Origin of the sequence: Streptomyces sp. BK340 (genome assembly GCF_007827595.1) — a bacterium.
Classification (GTDB): Bacteria; Actinomycetota; Actinomycetes; order Streptomycetales; family Streptomycetaceae; genus Streptomyces.
Genome location: NZ_VISR01000018.1, coordinates 90,955 through 106,190, shown reverse-complemented (window position 1 = coordinate 106,190; position 15,236 = coordinate 90,955). Strand labels below are relative to the sequence as shown.

The following is a 15,236-nucleotide window of genomic DNA, read 5'->3' as shown; positions in this document are numbered from 1 at the left end:
GCGGTGACCACCGGCATGGGTACGACCGGACCGACGCGGCGCGCCCTGCTGCTGGCCGCCGCCCTCGCCGCCGGCCTGGTGCCCCGGGCCCACGCGGCACCCGCCGCCGACCCCTACGACGCCCTTCGCCGCCGCTGGCTCGACATCGCCCTCGGCACCGGTTACGACCCGGCCGCCGAGCCGTACGCCTCCCGGCTCGCCCAACTCGGGTCACTGGCCCAGGACTTCCGGGGCAGCATGGCCCCTGCCCCGGGCTCCCTCTGGCCCGGCCACCCCTTCGACCCGCCCGCAGGCATCACCTTCAGCTACGGCCGGCTGTGGACCATGGCCCAGGCCTACGTCCAGCCCGGCACCGGCTCCACCGGCGACGACACCCTCCTCGCCGACGTGCTGCGCGGACTGGACCACCTCTCCGCCACCGTCTACAACCCGGCCACCAGCCGCTACGGCAACTGGTGGGAATGGCAGATCGGCAGCCCCCGGCTCCTCATGGACCTCACGGCCGCCCTGTACGACCACCTCGGCGAGACCCGGGTCGCGGCCGCCTGTGCCGCCGTCGGCCACTTCGTCCCCGACGCGACGCTCGGCGACTACTCCGGCACCTCCACCGGCGCCAACCGCGTCGACCTGTGCCGCTCCGTCGCCCTGCGCGGCATCCTCGGCCGGTCCGGCGACCGTGTCGCGCTCGCCCGGGACGCCCTCTCGCCGGTCTTCCCGTACGTCACCCGGGGCGACGGCCTCTATGCCGACGGCTCCTTCGTCCAGCACACCTGGGTCGCCTACGCCGGGACGTACGGCCAGGTGCTGCTCGACGGCCTGGGGCGGCTGTTCACGCTGCTCGCCGGGTCGCCGTGGGAGGTCACGGACCCCGCCCGGCAGCACGTCCTGGACGGCGTCGAGCACGCCTACGCCCCGCTGATCCACGACGGGTTGGTGATGGACTGTGTCAACGGCCGTGCCATCAGCCGGGGTTATCTGCTCAGTGACGACCTGCGCATCATGCGCAGCGACCATTTCCACGGCCAGGCCCTGATCGCGGCCATCACCCTGCTCGCGGGCGGCGCGAGCGAGGCGGAGCGGGAGCGGTGGCACGGCCGGATCAAGGGCTGGATCCAACGGGACACCGTCACCCCGATCCTGACGGCAGGCCAATTCGAGGTGGCCGACCTCGCCCGGCTGCACGCCGTAGCCGACGCGGCCGTACCCGCGAGCCCGGAACCCGTCGGGCACCGGCTCTTTCCGGCCATGGACCGGGCCGTCCACCGCCGCCCCCGCTTCACCGCGGCACTCTCCATGGCCTCCGACCGCATCGCGCACTACGAGTGCGGCAACGGCGAGAACCCGCGCGGCTGGCACACCGGTGCCGGGATGCTCTCCTGGTGGCCGGCCGGGCGCGGAGACCGGTCCGATCGGTCCGACCGGGCCGCTCAGTACACAGACTGGTTCTGGCCGACCGTGGACTGGTACCGCCTGCCCGGCACGACCGTGTCGACCCGGCGCCTGGCCGACCGCGCCGGCGGCGAGTGGGGTGCCCCCAGGCCGGACGTCCGCTGGGTCGGCGGCGTGACCGACGGCGAGTACGCGGCCGTCGGCCAGCACCTCAAGGGGCTCGGGTCGACGCTCCAGGCCCGCAAGTCCTGGTTCTTCCTCGACGCCGCCGTGGTCTGCCTGGGCGCCGGGATCACCTGCGCCGACGGCACCCCAGTGGAGACGGTCGTGGACAACCGCAATCTCGGCGAGAACGGCACCCAGACCTTCGTGCGCGGCCCCGGCTGGGCCCATCTGGAGGGTCACGGCGGCTGGATCCTGCCCTGCGGCGGCGAGCTGCGCACTCTGCGCGAGGACCGCACCGGCTCCTGGTCCGACATCAACACCACCAGTACGGCCGAGCGGCGCACCCGCCGCTGGCAGACCCTCTGGCTCGATCACGGCACCGACCCGGCCGACGCCACGTACGCCTACGTCCTGCTGCCGGGCGCCTCCCGCGACGAGGTCGCCGCCCGGGCCGCCGACCGTCACTGGCTGTGCGTCCTCGCCAACGACGCCCGCCGCCAGGCCGTGGCCGTGCCCGCGCTCGGCCTGACCGCCGTGAACCTGTGGGAAGCCGGTACGGTGGGCGGTCTGACCGTCTCCGCGGGCGCGAGCGTGCTCGTCCGGCGCCGGGGCGGGACCGCTACCCTCTGTGTCAGCGAGCCGCCCCGCACGGGCGCTCCGCTGGAGATCGTCTGGGACCACCCCGTGCGCTCGGTCGTCCGGGCGGACGACACCGTGGAAATCCTCTCGACGGTCCCCCGTCCGAGGCTCCGTGTCACTCCAGGGATGGCATGCTCCACACACGAATGTGAGCTGGCTCTCAGGTGACACCTTTGTGGCTTCCCCACAACGCCGACGCCCTCTGAGCAGTCGGAACGGCTGCATGCCGCTCGGGTTCTGTTTGGTGGCACCAGGAAAACGGGCTGGAGACTGTACGGAGTCGACGGCTCGCTTTCCTTGGTGTCCTTCGTAAGGTCGCTACATGACCGTTTTGGAAGAGACGACGGGTGAGCCGACCGGCGAGCCGACGGACGCGCGCGGACGGGTCGCCGAGCTGCACGAGATCCGTGCGCAGGCCGTGGCAGGCCCCAGCGAGAAGGCGACCGAGGCGCAGCACGCCAAGGGCAAGCTGACGGCGCGGGAGCGCATCGAGCTGCTCCTCGACCCGGGGTCCTTCCAGGAGGTCGAGCAGCTGCGCCGGCACCGGGCGACCGGTTTCGGCCTGGAGGCGAAGAAGCCGTACACCGACGGTGTCATCACCGGCTGGGGCACGGTCGAGGGCCGCACGGTCTTCGTGTACGCCCATGACTTCCGGATCTTCGGCGGTGCGCTGGGCGAGGCCCACGCCACCAAGATCCACAAGATCATGGACATGGCCATCGCGGCCGGTGCGCCGCTGGTCTCCCTGAACGACGGCGCGGGCGCCCGTATCCAGGAGGGCGTCTCGGCCCTCGCCGGCTACGGCGGCATCTTCCAGCGCAACACGAAGGCCTCGGGTGTCATCCCGCAGATCTCCGTGATGCTGGGCCCGTGCGCGGGCGGCGCCGCCTACTCCCCGGCGCTGACGGACTTCGTGTTCATGGTCCGCGAGACCTCCCAGATGTTCATCACCGGCCCGGACGTGGTCAAGGCGGTGACGGGCGAGGAGATCACCCAGAACGGCCTGGGCGGCGCGGACGTGCACGCCGAGACGAGCGGTGTCTGCCACTTCGCGTACGACGACGAGGAGACCTGCATCGCCGAGGTGCGCTACCTCCTCTCGCTGCTCCCGCAGAACAACCGAGAGAACCCGCCGCGCGTGGAGTCCGGCGACCCGGTGGACCGCCGCAGCGACGTCCTGCTCGACCTGGTCCCGGCGGACGGCAACCGGCCGTACGACATGGCCAAGGTCATCGAGGAGATCGTCGACGACGGCGAGTACCTGGAGGTCCACGAGCGCTGGGCGCGGAACATCATCTGCGCGCTGGCCCGGCTGGACGGCCAGGTCGTCGGCATCATCGCCAACCAGCCCCAGGTCCTGGCCGGCGTCCTGGACATCGAGGCCAGCGAAAAAGCTGCGCGCTTTGTCCAGATGTGTGACGCTTTCAATGTCCCGATCGTGACCTTCCTGGACGTACCGGGGTTCCTGCCCGGTGTCGACCAGGAGCACGGCGGAATCATCCGTCACGGCGCGAAGCTGCTGTACGCCTACTGCAACGCGACCGTGCCGAGGATTTCGCTCATCCTGCGCAAGGCGTACGGAGGTGCCTACATCGTCATGGACTCCCAGTCGATCGGCGCCGACCTCACCTACGCCTGGCCCACCAACGAGATCGCCGTGATGGGCGCGGAGGGCGCGGCCAACGTCATCTTCCGCCGTCAGATCGCCGACGCCGAGGACCCCGAGGCCATGCGGCAGAAGATGGTCAAGGAGTACAAGGCCGAGCTGATGCACCCGTACTACGCGGCCGAGCGCGGCCTCGTGGACGACGTCATCGACCCCGCCGAGACCCGCGAGGTCCTGGTCAAGTCCCTGGCGATGCTGCAGTCCAAGCACGCCGACCTGCCCTCCCGCAAGCACGGCAACCCCCCGCAGTAACCGAGCGGACCCGTCGCGGCAACCCCGCGGACCTCTCTCTCACGGAGACTGACATCCATGAACACGCCTGACATCCGCGTCGAGAAGGGCCACGCCGAGCCCGAGGAAGTCGCCGCCATCACGGCCGTCCTCCTGGCCCGTGCGGCCGCCCAGCCGGCGGCTTCGTCCCAGACCCACCGAGGCCGTGCGAAGGCCGGCTGGCGCCGCCTGGAGCGCGAGCCCGGCTTCCGGGCGCCGCACAGCTGGCACTGAGTTTCTGCGCGTGGCCTGGGCCCCGCCTCTCCTCCGGGAGAGGCGGGGCCCAGGTGCGTTCCGGACACACCGGTGCGCCCGGCCCGCACGGAGAAGTACGCACAGGGAAGTACGCACACGACAAAGGCCCCTGTCCCTCGCGAGGAGGAACAGGGGCCGAAGTCTGTGGTGCCGAGCGGCAGTCCTAGCGAAGGCGCGCCATGAGCGCGTGCTCCACGAGGGTGATCAGCGCCGACTTGGCGTCCGCGCGGTGGCGGGCGTCGGTCGTGATGATCGGGGTGTCGGGGCCGATCTGCAGCGCCTCGCGGACCTCGTCCGGGTTGTACGGCTGGTTGCCGTCGAAGCCGTTGAGGGCGATGACGAAGGGCAGGCCCGAGTTCTCGAAGTAGTCGACCGCGGGGAAGCAGTCGGCGAGGCGGCGGGTGTCGACCAGGACGATCGCGCCGATGGCGCCGCGCACCAGGTCGTCCCACATGAACCAGAAGCGGTCCTGACCGGGCGTACCGAAGAGGTACAGGATCAGGTCCTGGTCCAGGGTGATACGGCCGAAGTCCATGGCGACCGTGGTGGTCGTCTTGTCTCCGGTGTGGGTGAGGTCGTCGATGCCTGCCGAAGCGGACGTCATGACGGCCTCTGTGCGCAGCGGGTTGATCTCCGAGACGGCGCCGACGAACGTGGTCTTGCCCACGCCGAAGCCGCCCGCCACCACGATCTTCGCGGAGGTGGTGGAGCGGGAAGGACCGCCGCTAGAGCTTGCGAAGTCCACTGAGCACCCTTTCGAGCAGTGTCACGTCTGGCTGGCCACCGGCGTTCTCGTCGCCGCCGGGCTGATGGATGGCGACCAGGCCCGCCTCCGCCAAGTCGGCGACGAGGATCCTGGCCACGCCGAGGGGAATCGACAGCAGGGCCGAGACCTCGGCCACCGACTTGATCTCCCGGCACAGGTTGCAGATCCGCTGATGCTCGGGCAGCTGGCCCTGCATCTGGTGCGGCTGCGCGGTGGTGTGCACCAGTGCCTCGATGGCGAGCTGGTAGCGCGGGCGGGTCCGGCCGCCGGTCATGGCGTACGGACGCACCAGGGGGTTGTTGGAAGCCGAGGCCGGCGCCGGCTCGGGGCGGCGCTGGGGCTGTACCGGCTGGATACGCGGGGCCGGCGGCTGGTCGTACGGCGACGGACCGGGTCCCTGCGGCGCGTACGGCTGCCGGTGGCTCGGGGCGGAGGGGAAGTTGTACCGGTTCGCGGAACCGTCGCCCTGGCCCTGGGCAGGGCCGTACGACCAGTTGCCGTTATTCGAACCGCCTGGGGGTGTTGCCACTTTCTCTCCTCCTCCGACCGTGCCGGGCACCCATCCCTGTGGAGCCGCGTCCCGAAACCTTACGGCCCCGGGACGCGTATACGCACCGTTCGTCTGTTAGTTGAGAAGGCTTCCCTGGAGTTCTGCACGGAGATCCGGGGTGAGGACCGTGCCCGCGCGGTCCACCAGAAGGGCCATCTCGTACCCGATGAGGCCGATGTCCGCCTCCGGGTGGGCCAGAACGGCCAGTGACGAACCGTCGGATACGGACATGATGAACAGGAATCCCCGCTCCATCTCCACAACCGTCTGGTTCACTGCGCCCCCTTCGAAGATCCGGGAGGCGCCTGCCGTCAGGGACGTCAGACCGGAGGCGACAGCCGCAAGCTGGTCGGCGCGGTCGCGGGGGAAGCCTTCGGACATCGCCAGAAGGAGTCCGTCGGCGGAGACCACCACCGTGTGGGACACCCCCGGGGTGTTGTCCACGAAGTTGGTGATCAACCAGTTCAGGTTCTGTGCCGCCTGGCTCATCGGGCTCACACTAACGCTCCTGGTTGTAGGTGCTGTCAGGACCGAAGCCCTGGCCGTTCGTTTCACTGCCTGCGCTGCGTCCGCGCTGGACGCCCCTACGCAGGTTGCTCAGCCTGCCCCGGACGTCCTCCGGGGCGCGGGAGACCTGTGGGCCTCCCTGAGGGGTGCTCTCGGCGGTGCCCTCGACCAGGTTGGCCTTGGGTACCCGCCGCGGCAGACCGGAGGAGGTGACCCCGCCCGCCTTGGGCTTCCGGAGCTGTGAGGCCTGCTGCCAGCGCTCGTCGTTCGCCGAACGCCAGCCGCTGTCGCCGCTCTGCCCCGGGGAGTTGCCCGGTGTGGGAGCCGGCGCTTCCTGCTGCACGCGTGCCGTGCCGTTTGCGGCGCTCGAACCGTTGGAGCCGCTCGGGACGGATCCGCGGCGGGGCAGCCCGGCGTCGGTCAGCGAGTGGGAGGCGGGAGTGGCCGTTCCCGGACGGTCGAAGCCTACGCGGTTCCGCTCATCTGCGTCACCGGCCTGCGCGGATTCCGTTTCCGGAGCGTACTGGGCCTGATAGCCGTTCTGGTAACCGTCCTGCTGCGGCCAGTCGTCCTGGTAGGACTGGCTCTCGTAGGAGCCGAACCCGTCGGAGGCGGAGGCGTGCGCGGGCGCGTGCTCTTCCTGAGCGGGCTCCGAATACGCGGGCTCGGGGTAGCCGCCGCCGTTCTGGGCGAAGCCGTCGCGCTGCGGCAGACCACCGTTCGGAGCGTAGTACTGCTCGTCGTACGGCTTCTCGTACGAGGTGTGCTGCTGCTCCTCGTACGTCTGCTCCTGGTACGGCTGCTGCGGCTGCTCCGGGTACGACGACTGCCCGGTGTACCCCGTGCCGCTGCCGTCGAAGCCCTGCTGCGCGTCGAACTCGTCCCGGTACGCGGACTGCTCGGCGGTTTCCTGCGGCTGCTCGTTCTGGACTTCCAGGGCCGCCCGGCGCCCCTCACGCATCAGGGAGCGGCCGACGGGGTCGAGACCGCGGATGTCGTCGGGGACCTCGGTGTAGGCGCTGTCGTCGAAGCCCAGCTCGGCGGCGGTGCGCATGGGCGCCACCTGGCCGAAGCTCTCACCCTGGAAGTTCTGCTCGGGGATGATCTGGGAGACCGTGAACTCCTCGCGGTCCAGCGGCGTCTCGCCGCCACCACCGTGCGTGATCGCGTCCGGCAGCATGACCAGGGAGGTGGTACCCGCCTGCTCGCCCGAGGGGCGCAGCTGGACGCGGATGCCGTGCCGGTCGGACAGCCGGCCGACCACGAAGAGGCCCATGCGCTGGGAGATCGCGGCGTCCACGGTCGGCGGGTTGGCCAGCTTGTGGTTGATGTCCGCGAAGTCCTCGGCGGTGAGGCCGATGCCCTTGTCATGGATCTCGATCATCACGCGGCCGTCGGGGAGACGGGTCGCGGTGACGCGGACCTTGGTCTGCGGGGAGGAGAACGTCGTGGCGTTCTCCAGCAGCTCGGCGAGCAGGTGCACGAGGTCGGTCACGGCACGGCCGTGGATCTCGGCCTCGGGGACACCGGACAGCTCGATGCGCTCGTACTGCTCCACCTCGGAGGAGGCGGCGCGCAGGACGTCGACCAGCGGGACCGGCTGGTCCCAGCGGCGGCCCGGCTCCTCGCCGGCGAGGACCAGGAGGTTCTCGCCGTTGCGGCGCATACGGGTCGCGAGGTGGTCCAGGCGGAAGAGGTTCTCCAGCTGGTCCGGGTCGGCCTCGTTGTTCTCCAGGTCGGTGATCAGGGTCAGCTGGCCCTCGATCAGCGACTGGTTGCGGCGCGACAGGTTGGTGAAGATCGCGTTGATGTTGCCCCGCAGCAGGGCCTGCTCGGCGGCGAGCCGGACGGCCTCGCGGTGGACCTGGTCGAAGGCCCGGGCGACCTCGCCGATCTCGTCCGTCGAGTTGATCGGGATCGGTGCGACGCGGGTGTCGACCCGGCCGGGGTCGGTGCGCGAGAGCTGGTCGACCAGCATCGGCAGGCGCTGCTCGGCGATACCGAAGGCCGCGTTGCGCAGCTGGCGCATCGAGCGGCTCATCTGGCGGGCGACGGTACCGGCCAGGATGAACGCCAGGAGCAGGGCGACGACGACCACGGCGCCGGTGATGATCGCGGAGGTCTTGGCGTCGTCGGCGATGCTCGACGCCTCGTTCACGGCCTTGTCGGCCATGTCCGACTCGATCGTGCGGTAGGCGTTGAACTTGAGGGTGTTGACCGCCCACCAGTTCGGCGCGCTGATGCCGTTCTGAGCGAGCTGCTGGCGCGCGGCGGGAGCCGTGGAGTCCAGCGTGGCGAGCGCCGAGACCATCTTCTTCGAGTCCGGCGGGACCACGTAGTTCGGGTCCTTGGCCTTGGCCTGCTGAGCCATGCTCGCGGCCTTGGTCTGGATGTCCTTCTTCAGCTGGTCGAGCTTGTCCGCGTCGGCCTGGGTGCCACCGCCCTCGTACTCCTCGACGGCGATGCCCTCGAGGTAGGCGTACGACAGCAGGGCCACACGCTGGCTCGCCAGGTTCGGGGCGTCCGGACCCGGCTTCTCCAGGATGTGCATGCCGATGGAGCGCTCCAGCGACAGTGCCGCCTTGGTGAGCGAGATGGCGTAGACGGTACGGCCGTAGGAGGTGATGTTTCCGGTGCCGAGACCCAGCTCGTTGGCGAACTCCATGAGCGGGTGGGCGACCTTGACGTAGCCCTCCTCGGTCTGCACACCGGTGAACTTGGAGGTGTACGCACCGGCGCGCAGCGTCTGCAGGAAGGGCTCGGCCTGGCGGAACAGCGTCAGCCGGCGCTTGAGGCCGGACTTGTCCGGCATGTCCTGCGCCGCGTCGGTGAAGGCCTGGGCGGCGCGGTCCGTGGCGGCGCGGGCCTGCTTGACGGTGAGCTTGTCCTCGGGGGTCTGGCTCTTGCCCTTCAGCAGGGGCGTGGCCGTGATGTCCCGCTCGTTGTAGAGGGCGTCGGCGTAGGACAACGAGGCCCGGACCAGACGGGCGGTGTTCTCCGCGTCCTGAGCGTCCTGCCAGGTGTCGATCGAGTTCTTCACCTGGAAGCCGCCCATGACGAGACCCACCGCCACGGGTATGAGCAGAATCGCGTTCAGCCTGGTCGGCACGCGCCAGTTGCGCGGGGAGAAGCGGCCGCCGCTCTTCGCGGGAGTGGCCGCCGGCTCCGAGCCGGGCACAGGGGTGGGCGCCGCAGCGCGCGGCGGCGGGGTGAAGTTGCCCCGCGCCGACGGCTCGGGACCGTTCTTGCTTCGCCTCACTCGACCAACAACCTCTCGGCGGTCGGCACCTTCGTCGTGCCGCAGTCTCTCAGAGCCCCGTTCGTCATCGACCACTAGGTACGTCTTTGACTATTGGGCAGTTCAGGCATTCCAGCACGTGGACCAGCGCACTTCCAAACAGTGGAAACCCCGGACGGTGCGCTTGTAAGCCCTAGATAAATCGGTCATAAAGAGCGAGCCCCGCCAAAAGGCGGGGCCTTTGTGAGCGCAGCGGTACCGCTCGACCGCGTCGCGTGGTGATACCGGGGGATTCCTCTGCCGAACTGTTATGAACAGCGGAGCCGACCGTGTCAAAGGCCACAGTCGGCTCCGATGGCTTTACGGCAACTGCCGTACGGCACGTTGCACTTGGGTGCTACCGCAGGCGGGCCATCAGGGCGTGCTCCACGAGCGTGATCAGCGCACTCTTGGCGTCCGCGCGGTGGCGGGCGTCGGTCGTGATGATCGGCGCGTCCGGCCCGATCTGCAGGGCTTCCCGCACCTCGTCGGGCGTGTACGGCTGATGGCCGTCGAAGCCGTTGAGGGCGATGACGAACGGCAGACCGCTGTTCTCGAAGTAGTCCACGGCCGGGAAGCAGTCCGCGAGGCGCCGGGTGTCCACGAGCACCACCGCGCCGATGGCGCCGCGCACCAGGTCGTCCCACATGAACCAGAAGCGGTCCTGACCGGGCGTACCGAAGAGGTACAGGATCAGGTCCTGGTCCAGGGTGATACGGCCGAAGTCCATGGCCACCGTGGTGGTGGTCTTGTCCCCGGTGTGGGTCAGGTCGTCGATGCCCGCCGAGGCGGACGTCATGACGGCCTCCGTGCGCAGCGGGTTGATCTCCGAGACGGCGCCGACGAACGTGGTCTTGCCCACGCCGAAGCCGCCCGCCACCACGATCTTCGCCGAGGTGGTGGCCCGGCCCGCGTCAGAGCTTGCGAAGTCCACTGAGCACCCTTTCGAGCAGCGTCACGTCCGGAGCGCCGCCGTTGTTCTCGTCGCCACCCGGCTGGTGAATGGCGACCAGGCCGGCCTCGGCGAGGTCGGCCACCAGGATCCGGGCCACGCCGAGCGGCATGGCCAGCAGCGCCGACACCTCCGCGACCGACTTGACCTCACGGCACAGGTGGCAGATGCGCTGGTGCTCCGGGAGCAGCCCCATGAGCGCTGCCGGGTCGGCCGTGGTGCTGATCAGCGCCTCGATGGCGAGCTGGTAGCGCGGCCGGGTCCGGCCGCCGGTCATCGCGTACGGACGTACCAGCGGCTGGTCGCCCTCATCCCCGTACGGCTCCGCGTACGGATCATGAGAGGCGGTGGGCGGGGTCATGAATCCTCCGGGCGGGACAGCAAGTCGGTCAGTCAAGCCGTCTTATGGGGCCGGTGGGGGGATTGTGACGGCCGGACGGTGTTTTCGTGAGGTGGGTGGTGCCGGGGCGGGTCAGTGGAGCAGACTGCCCTGAAGTTCGGCGCGCAGGTCCGGGGTGAGTACCGCACCCGCGCGGTCGACGAGCAGCGCCATCTCGTAGCCGACAAGGCCGATGTCGCACTCCGGGTGGGCCAGGACCGCGAGGGACGACCCGTCGGAGACCGACATCAGGAAGAGGAAGCCGCGCTCCATCTCGACGACCGTCTGTGCCACGTTGCCGCCCTCGAAGATCCGGGACGCCCCGGCCGTGAGGGAGGTCAACCCGGAGGCGACGGCCGCGAGCTGGTCGGCGCGGTCCCGCGGGAAACCTTCGGACATCGCCAGCAGAAGGCCGTCGGCGGAGACCACCACTGTGTGCGACACCCCGGGGGTGTTGTCCACGAAGTTGGTGATCAACCAGTTCAGGTTCTGTGCCGCCTGGCTCATCGGACTCAACTAACGCTCCTGCTGGTGAGTGGGGTTCGGGTAGCTGCCGGTCTGGCCGTTGCCGACCTGACGACCCTGTGCGATACCCCGACGGAGATTGGTCAGCCGGCCGCGTACGTCGTCAGGCGCACGCGAGACCTGCGGACCGGCTTGGTGCTGTTGCTGCTGAGCCGTGCCCGGGACGAGGTTCGCCCGGGGCACCCGGCGCGGCAGGCCGGAGGTGGTGATGCCACCCGCCGCGGGCTGCCGGACGCGCTCCGCCTGCCGAACGAGTTCGTCGTTGGGCGAGGTGCGCCAGGAGCCGGTGGCGGGAGAGCGCTGCGGAGCGGGCGCGGGCGCCTGCTGCTGCGGTGCCGGGGACGGAGCCGGGGGATTCTCCGGCTGCCGCTCCGGCTGGGTGCCGTGGAACCAGTTGGTTTCCAGCGTGTCGTACAGCGGGGTACGGCCGTCGACCGGACCGGTGGCCGGCGGCAGCGCCTCCGGCTCACGGCGGGCCGGACGCTGCTGCGGGGCCGGCGGGCGCGAGGCGCCGCGGTTGCCCTGCTGGGGCTGCTCGAACTGGCCGGTGCTCGCCGGGCTCTGGCCCGGGCGGCCGGGCAGCGCGTGCTGGCCGGTGGAGCCGGTGTCGTAGGCCTGCGGGGCCGGGAACTGGCCGGTGCTCTGCGGGTCCTGCTGCCCGGTCGCCGACGTGCCGTACACATCGGGGCGGACGAACCCGTTGCTGTCCTGCTGGCCGTACTGGCCGTTGCCCTGCTGGCCGTACTGGCCATTGCCCTGCTGGGTGCCGGGATGCTGGAACTGGCCCGTCGAGCTGCTCGTGCCGTTCAGGTCCGGGCGCGGGAACTGGCCCGTGGAGCCGTTGGCGGCGAAGTCCGGTCGCGGGAACTGGCCCGTGGCGGCCGGTCCCTGAGCGTCGATGCGGGGCATCTCGGCGGTCGCGCCCGGGCCCTGCCGGTCGTCGACGCGCGGTATGCGCGAGGTCTGCGCCGGGTCCCGCTCGTCATGGCCGCGCGGGGTGTCCAGCGAGGCGCGTGACAGCGGGGCCTGGGCGTTGTCGCTCCAGTCCTGGTTGCGCGAGGGCGGGTTGCTGCCGGGCAGCTCGGCCCGCGGACCGCCGCGCGGCGGCAGCTGCGGCTGACGGCCCTGGTCGGCAGCGCCCGCGCCACCGCGCGGCTGCGCCGGACCACGACCACCGAAGGCGTCCTGCTGCGATCCGCCGAGGCCACCGGACTGCAGGCCCTGCGTGGCACCCGGACCGCCGAAGCCGCCCGCACCCGCACCGGCCGGCGCCTGCCGGCCCTGCTGCGGGGCGCCCGGGCCCTGCGGACCACGCGCACCACCCGGCGCACCGGGACGGCCGCCCTGGCCGGTGCCGGGCAGCGCGGCCCGGGGACCCTGGGCGGAGCCGACCTGGCCACGCGGGGACGGACCGGCGCCGAGCAGGCCGCCGCCGGACGGGGCACCACCGAGGGCACCGCCCGAGCCGTTGCCGCCGTTGTTGCGGCGGGCGGCGGCAGCGCCGGCCGCCGCCTGCGCGGCGGCCGGACCACCGGTCGGCGCGGGGGCGCCGGGCTTGCCCGCGGGCTTCTTGCCGCCCTGGGCGACGTCGACGGGCAGCATGACCAGCGCGGTCGTACCACCGGAGTCGGAGGGGCGCAGCTGGATGCGGATGCCGTGGCGCTGGGACAGCCGGCCGACCACGAACAGACCCATGCGGCGGGACACCGAGACGTCCACGGTGGGCGGCGAGGCGAGCCGCTCGTTGATCGCCGCGAGGTCCTCGGGGGAGAGGCCGATACCGGTGTCGTGGATCTCGATCAGCACCCGGCCGTCGGGCAGGGCGTGACCGGTGACCTTGACCTTGGTCTGCGGCGAGGAGAAGGAGGTGGCGTTCTCGAGCAGCTCGGCGAGGAGGTGCACGAGGTCGTTGACGACGCGGCCGGCGACCTCGGTGGTCGGGACCGCGGCCAGCTCGATGCGCTCGTACTGCTCCACCTCGGACGCGGCGGCGCGGAGCACGTCGACCAGCGGGACCGGGCGGGTCCAGCGGCGGCCGGGCTCTTCACCGGCGAGAACGAGGAGGTTTTCACCGTTACGGCGCATACGCGTCGCGAGGTGGTCGAGCTTGAAGAGGGAGGACAGCTGGTCCGGGTCGGCCTCGCGGGACTCCAGTTCGGAGATGAGCGAGAGCTGACGCTGGATGAGGCCCTGGGAGCGGCGCGAGAGGTTGGTGAACATCGCGTTGACGTTGCCCCGCAGAAGAGCCTGCTCGGCGGCGAGGCGGACCGCCTCGCGGTGCACGTCGTCGAAGGCCGCGGCCACCTGGCCGATCTCGTCCCGGGAGTGCACACCGACCGACTCCACGGACGTGTCGACGTCCTGCGGGTCGGACTCGGACAGCTGCTTGACCAGCTCGGGCAGGCGGTCCTGGGCGACCTTGGTGGCGGTCTCCTGCAGACGGCGCAGCGAGCGGATCATGGAGCGGGCCACGACGAACGCGCCGACGAGCGAGATGCCGAGGACGATCAGGATCAGCGCACCGGAGTTGATCGCGTCGCGCTCGGAGGCGCTGCGCAGCTCGCGGGCCTTCTGCTCCATGTCCTCGAGCAGCGTGTGCTCGATCTTCTTCATCTGATCGATCTTGGTGGTGCTGTCGTCCACCCAGTCGCGGTACGAGCGGGGCGGCAGACCGTCCAGGCCGGTGGGGGACTCGAAGGTCCGCTTGGCGTAGAGGTCGGCGCCCTGGATCGTCGGGTTGTTCTCCTCGATCGGCTTCAGCAGCTCGTCCGGGTTCTGGCTGCTGTAGATCTTCCGGAAGATCGCGATCTCGGAGTTCTCGCTCTCGTACGCCGACTGGCCGTAGAGGCGGTCGTTCGAGGAGAGCGTTCCCTTGGTGTTGCCACTGGTGGTCAGCGCCGCGGCGATGACGGCACGCTGCACGGAGGCGTACTCCTTGGCGCTGGAGAAGGCCGCCAGGGCGCGGGTGCGCGTGATCATCTCGGGGTTGCTGGACGCCTCGGCCATGGCCTGGGAGAGGTCGACCAGCTGGGTGATCAGCCGGTGGTACGACTCGACGGTCTGCGTCGAGTTGCCCTTCGCCTGGTAGGCGGACCGGCGGATCTTGGCCAGGTCGTCCAGCTGGTTGGCGAGGCTCACCAGGGTGTCGCGGACGCCCTGGAGGTTGCCGCTCTTGCTCGCCGCGTCGATCTCCTCGGAGGCGTTGAGGAAGTTCTCGCGGGCCCGGTCGGTCTTGTCCTGGAAGCCCTTGATCTGGTAGTCGGTCGACTTCAGGCCGTGGGACAGGGGGCCGGCCGACTGGTCGCGCTCGTCCTGGAGCGCCTGGGCCAGCTCGGTGGCCTGCTTGGTCATCTCCGTCAGCAGCTTCATGTTGTCGAGCTGCTGGATGTCGGTGATGTTCTGGTCGATGCGCAGCGCACCCAGCGAGGTCGCTGCCACCACGGGGAGCGCGAGCAGCGAGACCAGACGCGTGGAGATGCGCCAGTTGCGCAGGGCCACGCGTGAACCGGGGCCCGTCGGCCCCTGGGTGGACTTCACGGTCGGGGTGGGGTTCCCGGTCTTCGTGGGGCCCGCCGAGGAGGACGCGCCGGGGCGCCCGGGGCGCTCACCGCTGTCTCCGGACGGGGCCGGGCCCGGGATCTGGGCGTGCTGGGGCGTGGAGCCGCGGTCGGTCCCGCCGTGCGCCTCCGGCTCCGCCGAAGCGCTGCCATCCCTCTTGAAACGTCCCTGCACTAGCGTCGCAACCTCTGGACCAGGCGCCCCTCCGCTTGAACGGACGGACACGGTGTCGGCGTATTGGAGAACGCCCTGAATGCGCTCTCCGAGTGGTCTGGAGTGACCGGCGCAGGTTCCCCCCTATCTGGCCGCCACTCGGCGCTGCGTTGCGCCCCTGCGCG

The 15,236-nt window shown here is 70.6% G+C and carries 11 protein-coding genes; 3 read left to right on the top strand and 8 right to left on the bottom strand.

Annotation, left to right across the window (positions count from 1 at the left end; all coding sequences use genetic code 11):
* Positions 1–15 precede the first annotated feature (15 nt).
* The 3 genes from FB157_RS28305 to FB157_RS28295 all read left to right on the top strand — a co-directional run bounded on the left by FB157_RS28305 (position 16) and on the right by FB157_RS28295 (position 4,363).
* Positions 16–2,361, top strand: a complete 2,346-nt coding sequence (locus tag FB157_RS28305) for a polysaccharide lyase 8 family protein (protein ID WP_145883569.1) — start codon at positions 16–18, stop codon at positions 2,359–2,361.
* 154 nt (positions 2,362–2,515) lie between these two features.
* Positions 2,516–4,111 carry an acyl-CoA carboxylase subunit beta gene (locus FB157_RS28300; protein ID WP_145883485.1) on the top strand — a complete coding sequence of 532 codons (1,596 nt, stop codon included), beginning with the start codon at positions 2,516–2,518 and terminating at the stop codon, positions 4,109–4,111.
* Positions 4,112–4,168: 57 nt separating this feature from the next.
* Positions 4,169–4,363 (top strand): acyl-CoA carboxylase subunit epsilon, encoded by a 195-nt coding sequence (locus FB157_RS28295; protein WP_145883484.1) that lies wholly within the window; start codon positions 4,169–4,171, stop codon positions 4,361–4,363.
* A 184-nt stretch (positions 4,364–4,547) separates the two neighbouring features.
* Here the strand turns inward: FB157_RS28295 and FB157_RS28290 are convergent, their stop codons facing one another.
* From FB157_RS28290 to FB157_RS28255, 8 genes are all read right to left on the bottom strand, one after another.
* The gene (locus tag FB157_RS28290) at positions 4,548–5,129 is read right to left on the bottom strand and encodes an ATP/GTP-binding protein (protein WP_026248371.1); all 582 of its coding nucleotides are present in this window, start codon (positions 5,127–5,129) and stop codon (positions 4,548–4,550) included.
* The gene (locus tag FB157_RS28285) at positions 5,110–5,679 is read right to left on the bottom strand and encodes a DUF742 domain-containing protein (RefSeq protein ID WP_145883483.1); all 570 of its coding nucleotides are present in this window, start codon (positions 5,677–5,679) and stop codon (positions 5,110–5,112) included. Before FB157_RS28285 ends, FB157_RS28290 begins: the two co-directional genes overlap by 20 nt.
* A gap of 96 nt (positions 5,680–5,775) precedes the next feature.
* Entirely contained in the window at positions 5,776–6,189 is a 414-nt protein-coding gene (locus FB157_RS28280) for a roadblock/LC7 domain-containing protein (protein ID WP_003993185.1), read from the bottom strand.
* A 10-nt stretch (positions 6,190–6,199) separates the two neighbouring features.
* On the bottom strand, positions 6,200–9,466 hold the full coding sequence (locus FB157_RS28275; protein ID WP_186581712.1) for a nitrate- and nitrite sensing domain-containing protein: 3,267 nt from the start codon (positions 9,464–9,466) through the stop codon (positions 6,200–6,202).
* A gap of 376 nt (positions 9,467–9,842) precedes the next feature.
* A complete protein-coding gene (locus FB157_RS28270) occupies positions 9,843–10,418 on the bottom strand; it encodes an ATP/GTP-binding protein (protein ID WP_067046109.1) in 576 nt (191 codons plus the stop codon).
* Positions 10,399–10,797: a DUF742 domain-containing protein gene (locus FB157_RS28265; RefSeq protein ID WP_019058642.1), complete on the bottom strand. Its 399-nt coding sequence runs from the start codon at positions 10,795–10,797 to the stop codon at positions 10,399–10,401. Before FB157_RS28265 ends, FB157_RS28270 begins: the two co-directional genes overlap by 20 nt.
* A gap of 111 nt (positions 10,798–10,908) precedes the next feature.
* A complete protein-coding gene (locus FB157_RS28260) occupies positions 10,909–11,322 on the bottom strand; it encodes a roadblock/LC7 domain-containing protein (protein WP_003973453.1) in 414 nt (137 codons plus the stop codon).
* Positions 11,323–11,331: 9 nt separating this feature from the next.
* The gene (locus tag FB157_RS28255) at positions 11,332–15,072 is read right to left on the bottom strand and encodes a nitrate- and nitrite sensing domain-containing protein (protein WP_145883481.1); all 3,741 of its coding nucleotides are present in this window, start codon (positions 15,070–15,072) and stop codon (positions 11,332–11,334) included.
* Positions 15,073–15,236 lie beyond the last annotated feature (164 nt).